General features: G+C 52.8%; 19 protein-coding genes. 16 read left to right on the top strand and 3 right to left on the bottom strand.

What is annotated here, in order from left to right:
- The first annotated feature begins 48 nt into the window (after window positions 1–48).
- Window positions 49–1,146, top strand: a complete 1,098-nt coding sequence (hisC, locus tag M3223_RS08595; RefSeq protein ID WP_251560853.1) for a histidinol-phosphate transaminase — start codon at window positions 49–51, stop codon at window positions 1,144–1,146.
- A gap of 4 nt (window positions 1,147–1,150) precedes the next feature.
- On the top strand, window positions 1,151–2,245 hold the full coding sequence (locus M3223_RS08600) for a prephenate dehydrogenase (protein WP_251561022.1): 1,095 nt from the start codon (window positions 1,151–1,153) through the stop codon (window positions 2,243–2,245).
- A gap of 211 nt (window positions 2,246–2,456) precedes the next feature.
- On the opposite strand, the gene M3223_RS08605 is transcribed toward M3223_RS08600, so the two are convergent.
- A complete protein-coding gene (locus M3223_RS08605; RefSeq protein ID WP_251560854.1) occupies window positions 2,457–3,947 on the bottom strand; it encodes a recombinase family protein in 1,491 nt (496 codons plus the stop codon).
- A gap of 20 nt (window positions 3,948–3,967) precedes the next feature.
- Window positions 3,968–4,702, bottom strand: coding sequence for a LexA family protein (locus M3223_RS08610; RefSeq protein WP_251560855.1), 735 nt, complete (start codon window positions 4,700–4,702; stop codon window positions 3,968–3,970).
- Between the two features lie 327 nt (window positions 4,703–5,029).
- Here M3223_RS08610 and M3223_RS08615 point away from each other — a divergent pair, with 327 nt between their 5' ends.
- From M3223_RS08615 to M3223_RS08665, 12 genes are all read left to right on the top strand, one after another.
- Window positions 5,030–5,329 (top strand): hypothetical protein, encoded by a 300-nt coding sequence (locus M3223_RS08615; protein ID WP_251560856.1) that lies wholly within the window; start codon window positions 5,030–5,032, stop codon window positions 5,327–5,329.
- Between the two features lie 11 nt (window positions 5,330–5,340).
- A complete protein-coding gene (locus M3223_RS24230) occupies window positions 5,341–5,475 on the top strand; it encodes a hypothetical protein (protein ID WP_285891173.1) in 135 nt (44 codons plus the stop codon).
- 344 nt (window positions 5,476–5,819) lie between these two features.
- A complete protein-coding gene (locus M3223_RS08620; RefSeq protein WP_251560857.1) occupies window positions 5,820–6,803 on the top strand; it encodes a sigma-70 family RNA polymerase sigma factor in 984 nt (327 codons plus the stop codon).
- Between the two features lie 17 nt (window positions 6,804–6,820).
- Window positions 6,821–7,030 carry a hypothetical protein gene (locus tag M3223_RS08625; protein WP_251560858.1) on the top strand — a complete coding sequence of 70 codons (210 nt, stop codon included), beginning with the start codon at window positions 6,821–6,823 and terminating at the stop codon, window positions 7,028–7,030.
- Between the two features lie 213 nt (window positions 7,031–7,243).
- On the top strand, window positions 7,244–7,771 hold the full coding sequence (locus M3223_RS08630; protein WP_251560859.1) for a hypothetical protein: 528 nt from the start codon (window positions 7,244–7,246) through the stop codon (window positions 7,769–7,771).
- Entirely contained in the window at window positions 7,768–8,958 is a 1,191-nt protein-coding gene (locus tag M3223_RS08635; RefSeq protein ID WP_251560860.1) for a DUF2800 domain-containing protein, read from the top strand. The genes M3223_RS08630 and M3223_RS08635 overlap by 4 nt, the downstream gene beginning before the upstream one ends.
- Window positions 8,951–9,871, top strand: a complete 921-nt coding sequence (locus M3223_RS08640) for a DUF2815 family protein (RefSeq protein WP_251560861.1) — start codon at window positions 8,951–8,953, stop codon at window positions 9,869–9,871. Before M3223_RS08635 ends, M3223_RS08640 begins: the two co-directional genes overlap by 8 nt.
- Window positions 9,859–11,826: a DNA polymerase gene (locus M3223_RS08645; RefSeq protein ID WP_285891174.1), complete on the top strand. Its 1,968-nt coding sequence runs from the start codon at window positions 9,859–9,861 to the stop codon at window positions 11,824–11,826. Before M3223_RS08640 ends, M3223_RS08645 begins: the two co-directional genes overlap by 13 nt.
- Before the next feature lie 14 nt (window positions 11,827–11,840).
- Window positions 11,841–12,449, top strand: a complete 609-nt coding sequence (locus tag M3223_RS08650; RefSeq protein WP_251560862.1) for a hypothetical protein — start codon at window positions 11,841–11,843, stop codon at window positions 12,447–12,449.
- Window positions 12,446–13,378 carry an AAA family ATPase gene (locus M3223_RS08655; protein ID WP_251560863.1) on the top strand — a complete coding sequence of 311 codons (933 nt, stop codon included), beginning with the start codon at window positions 12,446–12,448 and terminating at the stop codon, window positions 13,376–13,378. Before M3223_RS08650 ends, M3223_RS08655 begins: the two co-directional genes overlap by 4 nt.
- Before the next feature lie 18 nt (window positions 13,379–13,396).
- Entirely contained in the window at window positions 13,397–15,175 is a 1,779-nt protein-coding gene (locus M3223_RS08660) for a DNA cytosine methyltransferase (protein ID WP_251560864.1), read from the top strand.
- Window positions 15,176–15,192: 17 nt separating this feature from the next.
- Window positions 15,193–15,768 (top strand): hypothetical protein, encoded by a 576-nt coding sequence (locus M3223_RS08665; RefSeq protein ID WP_251560865.1) that lies wholly within the window; start codon window positions 15,193–15,195, stop codon window positions 15,766–15,768.
- Here the strand turns inward: M3223_RS08665 and M3223_RS08670 are convergent.
- Entirely contained in the window at window positions 15,747–16,148 is a 402-nt protein-coding gene (locus M3223_RS08670; RefSeq protein WP_251560866.1) for a hypothetical protein, read from the bottom strand. The two genes, M3223_RS08665 and M3223_RS08670, sit on opposite strands and share 22 nt — an antisense overlap.
- An 87-nt stretch (window positions 16,149–16,235) precedes the next feature.
- Between M3223_RS08670 and M3223_RS08675 the strand changes: the two genes are divergently transcribed.
- Window positions 16,236–16,466: a hypothetical protein gene (locus M3223_RS08675; RefSeq protein WP_251560867.1), complete on the top strand. Its 231-nt coding sequence runs from the start codon at window positions 16,236–16,238 to the stop codon at window positions 16,464–16,466.
- A gap of 23 nt (window positions 16,467–16,489) precedes the next feature.
- A complete protein-coding gene (locus tag M3223_RS24460; protein WP_251560868.1) occupies window positions 16,490–18,898 on the top strand; it encodes a VapE domain-containing protein in 2,409 nt (802 codons plus the stop codon).
- Window positions 18,899–19,126: the final 228 nt, after the last annotated feature.

Here is a 19,126-nt window from a genome sequence, read left to right on the forward strand (position 1 = left end):
AGAGGACATGATGCGGAATGAGGAATTTACTTTTTTATGAGGTGAACCATGAAGACGAAACGACATATCGTACACTTGCCTGTCTACCAGCCCGGGAAGCCGGTAGAGGATGTGAAGCGCGAGCTTGGACTGGCTGAAGTGATCAAGCTTGCCTCTAATGAGAACCCATATGGCAGTTCTCCTGCCGCCAAACAGGCTATTATAGCGGAAATCGACAACAGCAGCATTTATCCGGACGGCGCAAGCGTGGAGCTGACCGCAGCAATGGCGCAGCATCTCGGCGTACAGCCTAATCAGCTGATCTGGGGCAACGGCGCGGATGAGATTATCCTCATGCTCGCGCGTGCTTACCTGGAGCCGGGAGACGAGACGGTTATGGCCGATCAGACCTTCTCTCAATACCGCCATAATGCAGAGGTGGAGAACGCCGTTCTCGTTGAGGTGCCGCTCGTAAATGGACGCCAGGATCTCCCTGCCATGCTGGCTGCTGTAACAGACAAAACCAAGCTGGTGTGGGTTTGCTCGCCGAATAACCCGACGGGCACAATTGTCACGGAGAATGAGCTTGTCGGTTTCATGGACGCGCTGCCGTCCCATGTGCTTTGCGTATTGGACGAGGCTTACTGCCACTTCGTGGACGATGTGGAATATCCGGACGGCGTTAAGCTGCTGGAGCGGTATCCTAACCTGATTCTGCTCCGCACCTTCTCCAAAATTTACGGCTTGGCTGCGCTGCGTATCGGCTACGGCATCGCTCATCCCGATGTGATTCACTCCATTAACCTGGTCCGCGAACCGTTTAATACGGCGCGTGTATCGCAAGCAGCGGCAAAAGCGGCTCTTGCCGACCAAGCGTTCGTTGAGGGCTGCCGTGCCCATAATTTGGAGCAGCGCGACTACTTGCAGGGAGAATTCACTCGTCTCGGCTTGCCGTTTTTCCCGACGCAAGCGAACTTTGTGCTGGTTGACGTCGGTATTCCTTCCCGCGAAGCGTTTGACCGTTTGCTGCGCCGCGGTTTCATTACTCGTGCCAACTGGTCGAAATACCCGACTTACCTGCGCGTATCCATCGGCAAAGCCGAGGACAACCGCAAGTTTGTTACGGCGCTGGAGGAAGTGTTGAAAGAAGCGGCGGTGCAGCGGTAAGTTGATGACTAAAATTGCGATCATAGGAGCCGGCCTCATTGGCGGCTCCCTTGCCCTGTGCTTCAAAGGCGCGCCCGGCCTGCGGGTGACCGGATATTCCTACCGCCAGCAATCGGCGGACAAGTATGTTCAACTTGGTGTTGTGGACGAAGCAACGACCTCCCTGGAGGAGGCTGTCGACGGCGCCGATTTTATTTTTTTATGCGTGCCTGTAGGTTTGCTGGCGGATTACGCGCAGCGAATCAGCAAAATGCCGCTCAAAAGCGGTTGTGTTTTGACTGACGTAGGCAGCACAAAGGCTAGAGTGGCCTCTGCCGTAGCCGGCATTGAATGGGGCGATGCCGTATTCATTGGCGGCCATCCGATGGCCGGGTCGGAACGGGCAGGCGTGGAGGCGGCCAGCTCGATTTTGTTCGAGAACGCGTACTACGTCCTGACGCCCGACGACAATACCCCGCGTGAAGCGTTAGACCGCCTGAGCCGCCTTTTGGAGCTGACCCGGGCCAAAATCGTGCATATGAATCCAGCGGAGCATGATGAGATTGTCGGTGCAATCAGCCATCTTCCGCATCTCATTGCAGCCGCGCTGGTCAATCAGGTGCGCCGCTACAATGAAAGTAACGGCGGTTATGCGATGCTGGCCGCCGGAGGTTTTCGCGACATTACACGAATCGCTTCCAGCGACCCCGTAGTTTGGCGCGATATTTTGCTCGATAACCGCGAGGTGGTGCTTCGCCTGATGGAGGAATGGGGCAGCGAGCTAGATAGGCTGGCGGGCATTCTTCGTTCTGAGGACGGCGAAGCAATCAGCAATGCGTTCCGGGATGCGGGAGAGTTCCGCAGCAGTTTGCCGGAGCGCCGCAAAGGCGTGCTGCAATCCGTATACGAATGTTATATGGATGTGCCGGATCATCCCGGCATTATCGGCAAAATTGCGACCGAGCTTGGCAACCGAAACATCAGCTTGAGCAATTTGCAGATTATCGAGACGCGCATGGATGTGCCTGGCGTGCTCAGATTGAGCTTCCGTACGCAAGGTGATCTGGATCAAGCGGTTGAAGTTCTTGAGGCGTTTAATTACGTCGTAAGGGTGTCGTAACAAAAGTTAAGCCCCGGCGCTGCCGGGGCTTTTTTTTTGACTTTAATGTGACAAATGTTTCTTAAAACTAAAAATGAAAACGCTTATTGACAAATTGAAAACGTATACATATAATAAAAGTACAGTATGGTTTCTCTCCACTCCTATCCTTACTCTGGACGTTCTAGATTGAACGTCGGCTGCCGGCATCAACGGCGGCCTTTTTTTTATTTCAGTATACCACGTTGCGGTTGCCATACCGTATTGCTTTAGCGGGGATCTCGCGGGTTTCGCCCCAACGAAATTCTACAATTGCGGGGTTACCAGGGACAATTTTCTCAACTATCAGTCCGACGGCTTTGCGTTTTTCATCCGGTTCCAATACTTCGATAGCTTCGGCGAAAAGGTCTATAACGTCATCTAGTTCGCCATAATTGTTTTGGGTGGGTAATGGGATTTTTTCAAGTTTGCGGGCTACTTCTTTTTGCCTCGTATCATAACGTAACATCAGGTTTTGAAATTGGGCCTCGTCGAATTTTTGATGGAGGTAATAGTCGTCAAATACTTTCTGTTTAGCTTGTTCTAATATAGTCAATTCATTCTGGAGTTTTTTGATCGAGGTTAAACCTGGCTCTTTCTGATCCGTTAATTCTGGGAGTATGTGCTCCGTTTGATATCTCTCTTTAGCTAAAACGCCGATAAGGTTAATAACTGCAGAATCAAGGGATTCAGTGTCAAAATTAGGACTCAAACATCTACCATTAGAATTTTTATTATCACATACATAATTGCGTCTTTTTTTAGCTGTAGTCATTCGGCTGCTCATTTTAGATCCGCAATGAGGACAGCGCATTATTGTAGTCAGAAGTTGACGATTGTGCATGCCTCGCCAAACATTTTCTTTACTGAACCGAGTCTTTTGTAGGTATTCAAATTCATCCCAACTAATTAAAGGCTCCGTGTTAGCTAAGGCGTACAGCTTGCCTTTCCACTTTTGCCATCCTGCATATGTGCAGTTGGTCAACATATATCGCACTCGCCTAGCAGTCCAACTAACTCCCGTTTTAGTTAATAAGTTTTTGCTTCGTAACCACTTTGCTATAAAATAAGGGCCTTTGCCTTCAAGGGCCAATCGAAAAGAATCCCTCACCAATATGGCGTTTTCCCCATCAGGAGATAATCCTTTTTCCTTATTCTTAATCATGCCGAACGGGGCAGGCCCACCGTTCCAGCGCCCTTTTTCGGCGTTGGTTTGCTTGTTTGCTGTTACAACATCGGACAGGTTATCAGAGTAGTATTCGTTAAAGTCGACCAGTACTGATGTAACCAGCCGGCCCGTTGCTGAACCGAAATCTAACTGTTCACTAGCAGAGCAGATATCAACAGATATGCTTTCGAGAGCTGTCTGAATTAGGTGAAAGTCTTTTTTTCTTCGGGTCAATCGTGAGAGATTAAACAATATGAACTTTTTTATTTTAGGGTGTTCCCGACAGTATTTAAGAGCCTCCATTATTCCTGGTCGCTTTGTGTAAGAAATTCGGAATCCGGAGTAATCAATATCTTTAAAAACCTTGACTAGTTTTATACCGTTATAATCGCAATAAGCTTGTATTTTTGATAATTGAGTTTGTTCGGATATATCTTCTTTGTCATCACGTTCGTCGGATTGCCGGATATAACCGATTCCTTCAACATCTTCCTCAATCGTTTTGAGTTTAAGCATTTTTGGATCCTCCTCGCCGGTTAAAACCTTCTTCGTACCTCAACGACTTTCCCAATAATTTGAATGCTGGAAGAGTGGACAATAATGGGTTGTAATTTTGGATTTGACGGCATCAGTAAACACATGTCATTCATGCACTTGACACGTTTGATTGTCGCCGTTTCGCCGTCCACTGCAACGACTGCAATATCAGTTGGACTGACTTCGGGTTGCTTGATGCAGATTACAACATCCCCATCCAAAATGCTGTCGCCAATCATACTGTCGCCTTTGACCCGGAGGGCAAAAGCTTCCCCGTTTCTCACAACTGATTTATTTACGTATTCTACATCCTCGATAAACTCGATGCGATCTATTGGCTGCCCAGCTGCAATAGATCCAAGAACAGGGACTTTAGTTATGTTACCAGCAAGATATTCAGTTGCACTTTCCTCTACTATTTGGGCCTGTGCATAAGCCGAACGCATTTCTTTGAGCATGTTTAATTTCTCAAACTTCTCTTTGATCTCAACCGGGGCTTTTTCAATGAGTGCCGCAGTTAGCAGGTTTTCAACATCACCTCCCGTAACTTCTGCAATTGCTCTATTAAGCTCTGCGGTTGCAGGATTATCAGTTTTCGCGTTTTGGAGCAAACTAATGTAACCTTTGCTGACTTTATAGCCGTGATTTTTCTTTAGCTGATCAGCAATCTCAGCTAATGTAAGACCTGAATCCTTAATGTATGACTTGAGTAGCTCATAGTAATTGGTTGACAACCGAGACACTCCCTTCGACATGAGATAAGTCTATTATCGTTACAGTAAAAAGTCAACAAAACATTACAAGTTAAGTGTTAACTGAAACGAAGTGGATCATACAAGTCTCAAAAAAGTTTCGGGAGCTTCTATTTTTGTATTAAGTGGAAGCTATTTTTCTACGTCTATACGTTTCAGTAAATAGTAAACACTTTATGTTTGTTAAGTATTGACTGCAACAAAACGATAGTTTACTATCTACTCAACGACTTGTTTCACCAAATAGTAAACAAAAGTCGGGAGGATTCGACAAAATCTTGCGTCCGATTAGAAAGGGGGGTCTCAGATATGGGAAGCCAAGGTAGAGGAGGGGTACGGTATTCAAATCTGCTTAGCAATGCGATTACGGAAAGCGGTTGGACATATGCACAAATCATTCAAAAGTGTACATCCAACGGACGCGCGTTCTCGAAATCCTACCTTTGCAAAATTGCTGCAGGATTTTTACCTCCGCCAAGCGACGAAATCAACAAGGTTCTCGCCGAAGTGCTTTCTCCAGTAACCAAAGTTACTTACATGGATCTGGCAGTCGCAAAATACGAAGAAATCATTCCAAATGAAGTTATTGAACATCTGGCAGCCCGATAGGAGGGAAGATCATGGAAACCTGCAAAACGATTGAGAAGGAACTTAGTAAGCAAGGTATTGAAATTGGCGATTTGGATTTTGAAATCGCAAAGCTCGAAGCGGAACTAAGTCAGTATCTTGGGAATGAGGGGAACAACCATGGATAAGCGCCCCCTGGAGCCCTATGAAAGAGAGTTCCTGAAATTGGTAGGAAAAGGGATGAGACTCCTTCTGGAACAAAAGAAATCTGATCGTTCTGCTAAGAAATCTGCCAGTTAATTTAGCCTGAATAGGATGGAGGTGTTAACAGTGACCCGCAAACAACGCATTCGCTGCTGTGGCAACCTTCTCCAGCTTCTGGAGACGGCCCCATCGGACAAGCTACGCCAAGTTTATCGTTCGCAGCTCGACAGTACAAAAAAAGCCCTGAACGGGGTAGGAGCCGTTCAGAGCCGCACTAACTAAATTAACACGGCCATTGTAACACATAGGCCATGGGAGAGGAAGCATTGTGCTCACCCTTCGAACATCGGACCCGCTCGAAACCCTGTTTAACGACCATGCCGATTTTATTCGTCGCTGTGTCAGCCGCTTTGACTGGGCTGTTCAAATGCACGGTGTCTCCCGCGAAGATTTGGAAAGCGAGGGACGAATCGGCCTCTTGAAAGCATGGCGCAATTACGATCCGGCTAAAGCTGGACAAGCCCAATTTACCTCATACGCCTTTCGATACATTAACGGCGCAATTCATAAATTCATGCAGCGCCATGGAATGCGTATCCCCGTTTCACAAGAGCAGTACCGGACAGCCGGCCGCATCATGGCTGACAAGCTCCATGACTTGCCGCCGGAAGAGATCGCCAAGCGTGTAGGCTGCACCGTCTCTATGGCGACGCGGACTGTAAGGCTTTTATCCTCGAAAGTTACCTCGCTTAACCAGCCCATTCCCGGGCAAGAAGATGGCGAACTCCAAGACGTCATCGTAGGGGGTCATGATGACTCCAGTATCGAAGCCGAACAGTTTCTCTCCTCTTTACGGCCGCAGGAGGCCGCGGTGCTTCGATGCAAAATGCAAGGCTATTCCGATTCGGAGATCCGGAGGCGATTCTTGCTAACGGAGCCGCAGCTTAGTGTTCTGTCTGAATCGCTGCAGCAGCAGGCAACATCCTATTTTCAACTACAAGGCGGTGAAACGGTGAAGCCTTTAAACAAAGAGGATTTTATCAAGCTGAAAGAGAGCGGGCTGAGCGACGAGAAGATCGCAAAGCAATTCAAACTTGCCTCATCAACGATGGGCCGTATGAAAAAGGAATGGGGCTTGACTGGATTTAAATCAGCTCCAGTGCAGCTGCCAGCCGATCCGGTAAGTGAACCTGCAGTTGCAGTGCTGCCTGCTCCGAAAGAGAGCGCCGAGGTTGCGGAATTGCGCAGGCATATTGATGCGCTGGAACAAGAGATCACAGCCCTGAAAACTCTTGTGAAACTCTATATCTAAAGGAGTGAATCGATTTGATGAACAAAGTCATGCTTGCCAAGCTCTGCGGTCGAAAGCTTACCGATGAAGAGATCGCCGTAGTGGAGATGGTCAACAGTCTTGACGTAAATCCGGGGCTAATCCTGATGAAGCTGACTATTGAAGCAAAATCACAAGGGTATGCAGAGGGCTTGAAGGCTGCTAACGAAATGGCCCGCGACCTGCGGAAGATGAAAGTCAATTCATAGGAGGAGGTGAAGCACGATGCAAATTACCGGTTGGGTTTGGCGCCAGATGAGCAAAAAAGATAAATTGCTTATGTTAGTAATCCAGCAAACCCGCACAAGTCAGAAATGGGCAATGCGAAAAGCCCTGATAGGCCCCCACCTAGTCAGAGCTCGATAAAAATGTTCCCATCGCCATTCTAGCATTCATACCATCATTTTATCAAGGAGGCCATTATGAGCCATATCGTTCCTATTCAAATTACCTTGCAAGCTGCTACTGCAATTGATGCCCGTCAGCTCGTCCTGGATCTTGCTGGCACGCTGCACGGAATGCCGCCAACTGAAATTCCTGCTCGTACCGATGTGTCGACCGTAAGTGCACCGCCAGCAGCATCTGCACCGGTTACTCCGGCGGCTCCCGTCAATCCAGCTCCGATCTATCCGCCGACACAGCAGGCTCCAATGAACGGCGGCGTTGCCCCTGCCGGTTATCCGCCTGCAGGTGTACCGATCCAAACGCCTCCAGCCCAAGTACCGATGCAACAACCTCCAGCGGGACCACCTGCAGGCGTGCCTGTTTCAGCTCCGGCGTACTCCTTGGACCAACTGGGACAAGCTGCAGGTCCGCTCTTGGACGCTGGCAGAGGGCCAGAGCTCGTCGGATGGCTGCAGCAGCGTGGCGCCGGACGGCTTGATCAGCTCAACCCGCAGCTTTACGGCGAGTTTGCAACGTACCTGCGGAGCCTTGGTGCGCAGATATGACGGCGATTGCGCATGCTGATCGAGCGCATGCGCTGCTGTCGGCCAGTAGCTCGCACCGCTGGCTGCACTGCACGCCAAGCGCCCGTTTAGAGGAGACGCTGCCAGATTCAGAGAGCGAGGCCGCCAAGCGCGGCACGCTCGCCCATGAAATGGCGGAGCTCAAGCTGCGGAAACACTTTGTTGATCCGATGGGGCCGCGCAAGTTTAACGCCGCCATGAAGAAATTCAAAGCGGAGCCGCTCTATGAATCCGTCATGGATGAGCATACGTCCGCTTATCTGGAGTATATCCAAGCCATTGTTCATGCTTTTCCAACTCCGCCGCACATCGCAATCGAGCAGCGGGTCAACTACAGCCATATCGCACCGGAGGGCTTCGGCACGGCGGACTGTACGATCATAGGCAGCGGGCGACTTCACATCATCGATTACAAAAATGGTTCCGGTGTGCCTGTGTCGGCGGAAGACAATCCGCAGATGAAGCTGTACGCACTCGGCGCACTTGCCAAATACGGCTTCCTGTACCCAATTGACGTGATCCATGTTGCAATTGTGCAGCCGAAGGTATGGGACAAGCCCTCTGAATGGTCGATTTCCGTTGCCGATCTGATTGCCTGGGGCGAGTCGATCAAGCCTGTAGCTGATCTGGCTTGGCGCGGCGAAGGAGAATTTGTTATTGGCGATCATTGCGGCTTTTGCCGTGCAAAGACGACATGCCGGGCGCGGGTGGAGCAACTGCTGAGCGTTGAGGAACATCAGGCGAAAAAGCCGCCGCTGATCAGCTGGGAGGAAGTCGCGGACGTGCTGCGCCGCGCGGAGGGCATCGTTAAATGGTATGAAGCCATTAAAAAAGCGGCATTGGCTCATGCCTTGCAAGGCGGCGAGCTGCCCGGATGGAAAGCAGTCGAAGGTAGGGGCGGCAGGGAGTACACCAATCTCGATGCAGCTTTCAGTCATCTAAAGGCAAACGGTATCGAAGAGGCCGTGTTGTACGAGCGGAAGCCGATCACGCCGCCAGCGCTTGAAGAGTTGCTTGGTAAGGCTGATTACCGGAAGCTCTTGGAGGATCCAGGCCATGTCACCAAGCACCCTGGAAAACCAACGCTTGCACCGGCAGGCGACAAGCGCCCAGCTGTATCCAATCAGGTGAAGCCGGCGGATGTCTTTTCGGCGCCGACGGATGCCTGACACGTGGGGAGTGTTCAGCAACTGGTCAAAGAAGTGGTGCTTCGGTATTGAAGCGCCATCCCAAAAGTCCGCAAGGAAGCAACTGGTAGACAAAATCGGAAACGATGCGCGCAAATGGCGATTTGAAATCAAGCGCATCCAAAAGGAGAAGAAATTACTCATGAACCAACAACAACAACCAGCAAACACCGCACTAACTACCGGAGAAGTCCGCTTGAGCTTTGTCAATCTATTCACTCCGCGCGCCAATCAGCCTGGGCAAGAGCCGAAGTACAGCACGACGATCCTCGTTCCAAAAACAGATTTTCAGACTAAGCAACGTCTGGATGCAGCTATCCAAGCTGCCATCGAAAAAGGGGTTTCGACCGTGTGGGCGGGAGCTCGTCCGCCACAGCCGAAAATTCCCGTCTATGATGGCGACGGAGTCCGCCCGAACGGTGAAGCCTTTGGCCCGGAATGCAAAGGTCATTGGGTGCTGACGGCAGGCAGCAAGCAGCAACAAGCCGTTGTTGGCCCCGATTTAAGCCCGATCATCGACCAAACTCGCGTTTACAGCGGCGTATACGGTCGCGTCAATCTGAACTTCTTCCCTTATAGCAACAGCGGCAATCGTGGCGTTGGTGTGGGCCTCGGTCCGGTTCAGATCCTCCGCGACGGCGAGCCCCTGGGCGGCCGGATCAGTGCGGAGCAGGCTTTCGGCGGCAACGGTGGCGGTGTTGGATTCGCACCAGCTCCGGCACCGAACGGTTGGGAGCAGGCAGCGCCTCCGCAGCAACCGCAATACGGGCAGCAACCAGCCTACGGCCAGCCTGCGCCGGGTGGTTACGGTCAAGCTCCGGCACAACCACAATACGGGCAGCCACAGCAGCCATACGGCCAGCAGCCTCCACAACATAACCCATGGGGGATCTAATCCATCATCTGAGCGTCGACATTGAGACGTTCAGCTCAATCAACTTGAAGAAAGCGGGGCTGTACCGATACGTACAGTCTCCGGACTTCGATATTCTCCTCTTCGCTTATTCCTGGGACGGCGGTCCGGTGCAATGCCTAGACTTTGCCCGTGGCGACCGAATGCCTGATTGGTTACTGCAAGCCCTCCGAGATCCTAACGTCATCAAGCACGCTTATAACGCCGCTTTTGAGTGGTATTCCTTAAACAAATTTTTCCCTTCGCCATTGGAACAATGGCGCTGCACGCAAGTCCACGGCCTGTATTGTGGGTATCCCGCCGGGCTTGGTTCGCTTGGCGACGCGCTCGGCATCCCACAGGATAAACGCAAAATGGGCGTCGGCACGTCGCTGATCAAGACTTTCTGTATTCCTTCGGTTCCAACCAAAAAGAACGGCTTCCGCAGCCGAACGCTACCACACCATGAGCCCGAACGCTGGGAACTGTTCAAGTCCTATTGTGTCGGCGACGTCGTAGCGGAAATGGAGATTCTGCGCCGGCTGTCTGCTTTCCCGGTGCTGGAATCTGAATGGGAGCTTTGGCAGCTGGATCAGCGGATAAATGCCCGCGGGCTGGCATGTGAGCCGGTATTGGTTGATGGGGCTTTGGCCGTCAGTGAGCAGGTAACCGGCGAGCTTATGGATGAGGCGATGCGGCTGACGGGGCTGGACAATCCCAAAAGCGTCCAGCAGCTCAGCAAATGGTTGATTGAAGAAACGGGCGAAGAGGTCGACAATCTCCGCAAGGATACGGTAAGCGGGCTTCTTGGCAAGCTCGATGAGGGAAACGCAAAGCGGGTGCTGGAGATCCGGCAGGAGCTCAGCAAAACGTCAGTCAAGAAGTACGCCGCCATGCAGCATGCTATTTGCGACGATAACCGGATTCGCGGCCTTGTGCAGTTTTATGGGGCCAACCGAACCGGGCGATGGGCCGGGAGGCTCGTTCAGGTACACAACCTGCCGCGCAACTACCTGACGACGCTGGATTATGCCCGGCAGCTCGTTATGAGCGGCAAGACGGAGCTGCTGAAATTTGTCTACGGAAACGTGCCGGATACGCTCTCGCAGCTGATCCGCACGGCGTTTATCGCGCCGAATGGCCGGATGCTTCACATCGCCGACTTTTCCGCAATTGAGGCCCGGGTGCTGGCCTGGTTGGCCGGGGAGCAATGGCGGCTGGAGGTATTTGCGGGGCACGGCAAGATTTACGAGGCTTCGGCTTCTCAGATGTTCGGCATCCCGCTTGAGGATATCGACAAGGAGCTGCGGCAAAAAGGCAAAGTGTCAGAGCTGGCGCTTGGCTACCAGGGCGGCAAAGGCGCACTGATTACAATGGGAGCCCTCAACATGGGGCTTACAGAGTCGGAGCTGCCGGAGATCGTCACCCGCTGGCGCAATGCCAATCGGCGCATTGTTGATCTGTGGTTCGCGCTGGAAGCTGCCGCAATCGAGGTTATGGAGACGGGGCAGCCGGTTGGCATTCGAGGCTTAATCTTTGCGCGGGAAAGCCATTATGCAAGCGGGCTGGACTTTTTCACGGTTCAGCTGCACTCGGGCCGGAAGCTCTATTACGTGCAGCCATCGCTAGCTATGAATGACTTCGGCAAACAAGCGCTTCATTATAAAGGCCCAGATCAAAAAACGGGCAAATGGTCCACGATCAACACGTACGGCGGCAAGCTGGTCGAGAACATTGTTCAGGCAATCTCTCGGGACTGCTTGGCGGTTTCTCTGGAGCGAGCCGATCAGGCAGGCTTTGAAACCGTGCTTCACGTTCATGACGAAATCGGCATTGAATCGGATCGTCCGCAGGATCTGGACCGGATTCTTGATTTAATGGCAGAGCCGATTCCTTGGGCGCCAGGGCTTCCGCTGAAAGCTGCTGGCTTCACGACCAACTATTATATGAAGGATTAAAGGAGCGATTTGTAATGGCTATTCGGAAAGCAGACTTGCGCGCATTTATTGAAAAGAAAGCAAGGAAACGTAAAGCAGAGATGAACCAGAAAGTTCTTGAAGCTATGAAAGCTGCATTCAAGCCCGTCATTCATGAAGTGTACAAGGACTTGGATCCTATTGAACGGAATGCGGCCAGTTTGCACGATGCGCTTCTTGAAGTAAAGGAACGGCACAGAATTTTTCGGAATGATTGGCCTTTTTCACGAACGATTACAGAAGTCGGGAACCTGACAGCAATGCGGCAAGACATCATCAATGAACAAGCCGGATGGGCTTGTCACAATTTACTCTCCCTCAGCACAAACCGCTTACATGATGGCTTGGAGACGGCTTATCACGAGGTTGAAAAATCGATGGCAGCCGTGGTCAAGGAGTACCGAGAGCTAGCAAAAGTTACGGATGAGGTGCTTGCTGTCGTAGACGGCAGCCGTAACGGGGACAAGGCTTATCAGAAGCTGGACGAGCTGGGCGTTGACCTTTCCGGCTTCACGCCGCCGAACCCGAACCTTCCCGCTCTCATCAAGCTGTCCGCTGACGTTTGCGTGCTGAACGGGAATTGCTCCGAAGCAGGTAAGCCGTGAACGAGAAAGCGAAAGCGGCACTCGATAAGCTCCAGGCGCTGCCGGGCATGACGGCTGTCAAAGAACAAGTAGACCAGATTCTTCACTCGCACCGCATCGCAGAAGCACGGAAGCAGAACGGCCTCAAGGCCGTTCCGCATTCCAATCATATGGTTTTCACTGGCAATCCCGGCACGGGAAAAACGACGGCGGCGCGGCTGATTGGCGAAGTGTTTACTTCTATGGGGCTGCTTAAATCGCCTAAGAAGGATGGGGTTTCGCCTTTCGTGGAGATTCACCAAGCCGACATCGCACATCCGCATGTTGGTGAGAGCGAGAAAATCATGCTGAAAAAGTTTCAACTGGCCCGTGGTGGCGTGCTGTTCATTGATGAGGCGTACAGCTTTATGGGCAAGGCTTCTCATAACACTGACGGAAAATTAGTCGCAATCATTGTGCAGCAGATGGAGGACATGCGGGACGAAATTATCGTCATCGCCGCCGGTTACCCGAAAGATATGAACAAATTCCTTGATTTTAACCCTGGACTCCGCTCCCGCTTCAATACGACGATTCATTTCCCTGACTATTCGGTGCAGGACATGCTACATGTCGCCGCTCACATGTGCAAGGAGCGGGAATATCAAATGACCGCTGAGTTCGGCCAGGCACTAGGCATGCGGCTCGCCTATGAAATGGGCGAGAAGGGCTTTGGCAATGCCCGAACCGTGCGGAACATCATGGAGGCAGCAATCAAACGGCAATCATCCCGTGTCGCCAAGCTGCCGCAGATCCGCCGCACCGATCTGTTTAACCTGACGGGGCCGGACATGCCTCCGGCGCCTCAATCGACGGAGGACTCGGCAGCCGAGCTAGAACGGTTGAAAGCGAAGCGGGATGCGCTGGATGCGCAGATTAAAAGCACTTATCGGAAGCTACTGTTTTCATAAAAGGAAGGAGAGTTACCCATGCAGGAGTTGGTCATAGATAACTTTGCTGGTGGCGGCGGAGCCAGTACGGGAATCGAGATCGCCATAGGCCGCAGCGTGGACGTAGCAATTAACCATGATCCGGATGCAATAGCGATGCACGAAGCTAACCATCCCGAAACGCGCCATTACTGCGAATCGGTTTGGGAGGTTGATCCCCGGGAGGTAGCTGCGGGCAGGCCGGTTGGATTGGTTTGGCTGTCACCTGATTGCAAGCACTTTTCTAAGGCTAAGGGCGGCAAGCCGGTTCAAAAGAACATCCGAGGGCTCGCATGGGTTGCGGTACGCTGGGCAGCGACAGTCCGCCCGCGGGTCATCATGCTGGAGAACGTCGAGGAGTTTAAGACGTGGGGACCACTGTTGCGCGATGGCATGCCGGATCCGAAGCAGAAAGGACGGACGTTTAATTGCTTCGTTAATGCTCTCAGGCGTCTCGGCTACAAGGTGGATTGGCGCGAGCATCGGGCCTGCGATTACGGCGCGCCGACGATCCGAAAGAGGCTGTTTCTAGTAGCTCGATGTGATGGACGACCGATAGAGTGGCCGGCGCCAACGCATGGCGACCCAGACAGTGAGGAGGTCAAGGCTGGCAAGCTGCAGCCGTGGCGCACGGCAGCGGAGATCATTGACTGGTCGATTCCATGCCCGAGCATTTTTGAACGTAAGCGTCCGCTGGCGGAAAACACGCTGCGGCGCATTGCTCGCGGCATCCAGCGCTTTGTCATCGACAGCCCTGATCCCTTTGTCATCAAGGTCAATCATCATGGAGATGCGTTTCGCGGGCAAGAGATCGACGAGCCGCTGCAGACCGTCACGGCTAAAAACGGCTGGGGCGTGGTCACTCCATACATCACCCGTATCGGACAAACAGGCTTTGGAGGCGACCGGTTGCAGTATGAGGCAACGGACCCACTGACTACGATCACTACAAAGGCAGAGCACCTGCTTGTGACTCCGGTAATGGCCGTCAATACATCCGGCCATCCAGGCAGTTCGCCGGAGGAGCCACTTCGGACAATTACAACCGGCGGCCATCACATGCTTGTCAGTCCAACGATGATTGAAATTGGCTACGGCGAGGGTCCGGGGCAAGCGCCGAGGGTACCTGGACTGCATAAGCCGCTCGGAACGGTAGTGGCAGGCGGCCGGAAGCATGCGCTTGTATCTGCTTTTATCGCTCGCCACTTCGGGCAATCTGTTGGCAGCGATGCAGCGGAGCCAATTGGCACGGTCACGGCGGGTGGGGGCGGCAAGTCCTCACTCGTAACCAGCCATCTCGTTAAGCTGCGTGGCACATGCCAGGACGGCCAGCTTGTTACGGAGCCTATGCCGACTATTACGGCTGGCGGGCTGCATGTCGGAGAGGTACGTGCATTTTTGCTCAAATACTACGGCAGCGCCGACAACGGCCAGCAGTTGAATGGCCCGCTGCACACGGTGACGACAAAGGACCGTTTCGGCTTGGTGACGATTGCGGGCGTTGATTACGAAATCGTCGACATCGGCATGCGGATGCTTGAGCCGCACGAGTTGTTCGCTGCGCAGGGCTTTCCAGACAGCTATGTTATCGACAGGTACGCGGACGGCAAGCCGGTAAGCAAGGCTTCACAGGTTGCGCGTTGCGGTAACAGCGTTTGTCCGCCGCTGGCCACCGCGCTGGTACGGGCAAATCTCCCCGAGCTTTGTGTCGGCTCCGGATACGCGCTCAGCTATGAGCGATACGCGGAACAGTTTGGTCAGTTGCAGCTCAGCATTTAGAAAGGGGTTATTCGCTCATGCGGACGGCGAATCCATACGACTTTTATATCACGCCGGAAGAGTACGCTCAGGCTGCAGCAAACGGTATCAGCGGGCAAACGCTCGAAGTGAGAATCCGGCAGCATGGCTGGTCGAAGCAGCGGGCATTGACGGAGCCAGTCAATCGGCGCCATTATAAGCATCCGGCATATGACCAGTTTAAAGATCAGGCAGAACAAAACGGTATTCCGCCGCGAGTCTTCGGCGTCCGTCTCGGCAATGGTTGGGCGCCGGAGCGCGCGGCAACGTATCCGTATCGCCCGCGCAGCCTTGGAAACGAGCGGATTGTTGAGTACGGGCGGGCTCGTAGCAAATACCCCGCTGAGCTGATCGAGCGGGCAGCTGCAAACGGAATTAGCAGAACAACCTTCATCTGCCGCGTGCGGGATTCAGGCTGGGACCCGGAGGTAGCGGCGACTCGTCCGCTTATGACCCGTGCTGAGATCAGCCTACTAGGTAAAGAACGTTGTGTAGCAATTCACGGTAATAGAGACGCGCTGATTTTTCAGTCAAACAAAAAAGCTCGAAAGGATTACTCTCCTTCCGAGCGGTAGCGTAACACCAATTCAATTAGACCGATTTGACTCTGATAGTATTTTGCTTTTTTTGTATTCGCATTAAGTCTAAGTAAAGTTAAAAAAGCAGTGGTTAATCCAAAGAACATAACAAAGGAGATATACATCGCGCCGGCTTCTTGAAGGTTTGAATCGACGAGTATTTGAGCTCCAATTGCACAGACGTTAATAATAACTATAATTACTGCAATATAGAATGAAAAACCTGTTAGATAAGCCTGTAGTGCTGTTAAATTGGCTTGCTGTGTTACTGAAAGTAACTGTAACTCTTTATCGGACTTGGCGTTTAAAATAACCATTTCTTTCTTAAATTTATCCTTATCTTTGTCAATATATTTCTCCCATTTCTTTTGACCCACTATAATGCTCCTTTTCTAATTTTTATTTATATCGGAATTAAAACCAATTTCAGTTAGAGTTCGGAAATTTTTAAGAGGTGAAATTCTATGACGGTTTGGGATATTTATCGCTGCAGCTGCGGCAGACGCTTCGCGCTGGAGCAGCCTGTCGGCGACGAGATCGAGGAGCCAGCATGCCCATGTTGCGGCGGCACGTACTGCGCACATGAGAAGCAGCTTGACCAGCTTGGCGGTCCGGTGCTTCCGCCGCTTAAGCAGCATGACGATCTGCTGGCGGGAAGCCTGCGCAGCTTCGGCTTTGCGGTAATCGGCGATTAATTCTATTAAAAGGCGGTATGGCGGTGAATTACGACAGACCCATAACAATTTCAGCCGCGGGCAGCCGGCACGCCATTCACTGGCCGGCTCAGCAGCTTTACTGGTCCGGTTTGGTGGACCGCCTCCGGGTGGCAACGCGCGGAACGGAGTCGTTGGCGCAATACCTGGCGCTGCCCAAAGCTCAGCAGGATACGCTTAAAGACGTCGGCGGCTTTGTCGCTGGTGTGCTGGAGGGCGGCCGCCGCAAGGCTTCGGCGGTTGTCAGCCGGGATGTTCTGACGCTCGATCTGGACAGCATTCCACCGGGCGGCACAGCAGACGTTATGCGCCGGCTGGAAGGGCTCGGCTGTGCCTACGCGGTCTACTCGACGCGGAAGCATGAGGAAGCCCGGCCCCGGCTGCGGGTGCTGGTTCCGCCGGATCGGACCGTAACGGCAGACGAATACGAGCCTCTGGCGCGGAAGCTCGGCCAGATCATCGGCATTGAGCTATGCGACCCGACGACGTTCGAAGCTTCGCGGCTCATGTACTGGCCCAGCTGCAGCGCGGACAGCCAGTATGTCTATCACGCTGCGGACAAGCCGTTCCTCTCCGCTGATGGCGTGCTGGGCATGTACCAGGATTGGCGCAACGTCGCCGAGTGGCCGGAAGTTCCCGGTGCTGCTAATCCCCGCGTCAAGCTGGGAGCCAAGCAAGGAGATCCGGCTTCCAAGCAAGGCATTGTTGGCGCGTTCTGCCGGACGTTTAACATCTATCAGGCAATCGACGCATTTCTGGATTATGTCTACTCGGAGACGGAGGACGGCAGCGGCCGCCTGACCTATGCGGGCGGATCCACCGTCGGCGGCGCGGTTGTGTACGATGACGGGCAATTCCTTTACTCGCATCACGCAACGGATCCGTGCAGCGGTCGCTTGGTCAACGCGTTTGACTTGGTGCGGCTGCACCGATTTGGCAGTCAAGACGACGAGGCGAAGCCGGGAACGCCGACGAACAAGCTGCCGAGCTATACGGCCATGTCGGCGTTTGCGATGGAGCAAGAGGCTGTCGCAGGGCTACTCAAGCAGGAGCGGTACGACAAGGCGCTGACGTCGTTCGGCGGAGCTGCCGCCGTTGCGGATCCGGGCGGAGCTGACTCCGATTGGATGAAGCGGCTTGAGATCAACAGCAACGGGCTTTACCTCAAGACGGTGGACAACCTTCTGGTTATTTTGGAGTTTGACCCGGCGCTGCGCGGCAAGATCGCGTTTGACGAATTTGCCAATCGAGGCTTGGTGCTTGGTCCGTTGCCATGGGACGGTCGCGACGAGCGGAGATCCTGGGCGACATCAGACGATGCCGGCATCTACCATTATGTAGAAAAGGTATACAACATCAGTGTTGAAACCAAGATTAGCCATGCACTGACGATTATCTCGCACAAGCGCCGTTTCAACGATGTGCAACAGTATCTGGAGGGCTTGGAGTGGGACGGAGTGCCACGGCTTGATACGCTGCTGACGGATTATCTGGGCGCCGAGGACAGTACGTATACCCGGGCAGTCTCGCGGAAATCCTTCACGGCTGCCGTTGCCAGGGCGATGCAGCCAGGCGTCAAATATGACTATATGCCGATCTTGGCCGGCACGCAGGGCCTTGGCAAAAGTACGTTTCTGCGGCTTATGGGCAAGCGGTGGTACAGTGATAGCCTCCAGACGTTTGAAGGTAAAGAAGCCATGGAGCTGATCCAGGGTACCTGGGTCAACGAGATCGGCGAGCTGACAGGCATGAGTAAGTCCGAGAGCAACGCCGTTAAGCAGTTTCTCTCGCGGACGGAGGACATTTACCGGGAGGCATACGGTAAGCGTACAATGCCGTATCCCCGGCGCTGTGTATTTTTCGGCACAACGAATGATTCGGAATTCTTGAGAGACCGCACAGGGAACCGCCGTTTTTGGCCGGTTGACGTCGGACAGGTTCAGCCGACAAAGAGTGTCTTTCGGGATCTGGAGGCGGAAGTTGATCAGATTTACGCCGAAGCGGTCATGCGCTGGAGGTTCGGTGAGCCGTTGTATCTGTCCGGTGAAGCAGAAGCGGCGGCGAAGGAGCACCAGGAGGCGCACAGGGAAACGAGCGTTAAAGAGGGCATTATTCGTTCATTTGTGGATAGACCTGTTCCAGAGGATTGGCACAAGCGTGATTTGGCGGCACGGCGGACGTACTGGTCCGGCGAGTTTGGTTCAGGGCGGGATGGCGCGGAAAGCCCCCGGGACCGGATATGCGCCGCGGAGGTGTGGTGCGAATGCTTCCATTCAGATATTAAGTTTATGAAGCAGACGGACAGCAGAGAGATTAACGGCATTTTGTCGAGCATGCCGGGGTGGGAGGATTACCGCGGAGCGTTTGGTCCTTACGCCTTCCAGCGTGGTTTTAGGCGCAAGCCGGGGCTGTGACACTTTGACACTTGGCCTTTGACAGATTCGGAAGTGTCAAAGTCGGTTTTTTGACAGATTCGGAAGTGTCAAAGCAAGTGTCAAAACAAGTGTCAAAGGAAAAACCCTCGCTGCATAAGGCTTTATTATATTTATTTGACACTTTGACACTTTTTCTAATAGAGAAGTAAATATAAAGAATTTAAAGGATATAAGGGATATACGATACCGCCTAAAACGCCTAAATAA

Origin of the sequence: Paenibacillus pasadenensis, assembly GCF_023715725.1 — a bacterium.
Taxonomy (GTDB): domain Bacteria; phylum Bacillota; class Bacilli; order Paenibacillales; family Paenibacillaceae; genus Paenibacillus_O; species Paenibacillus_O pasadenensis_A.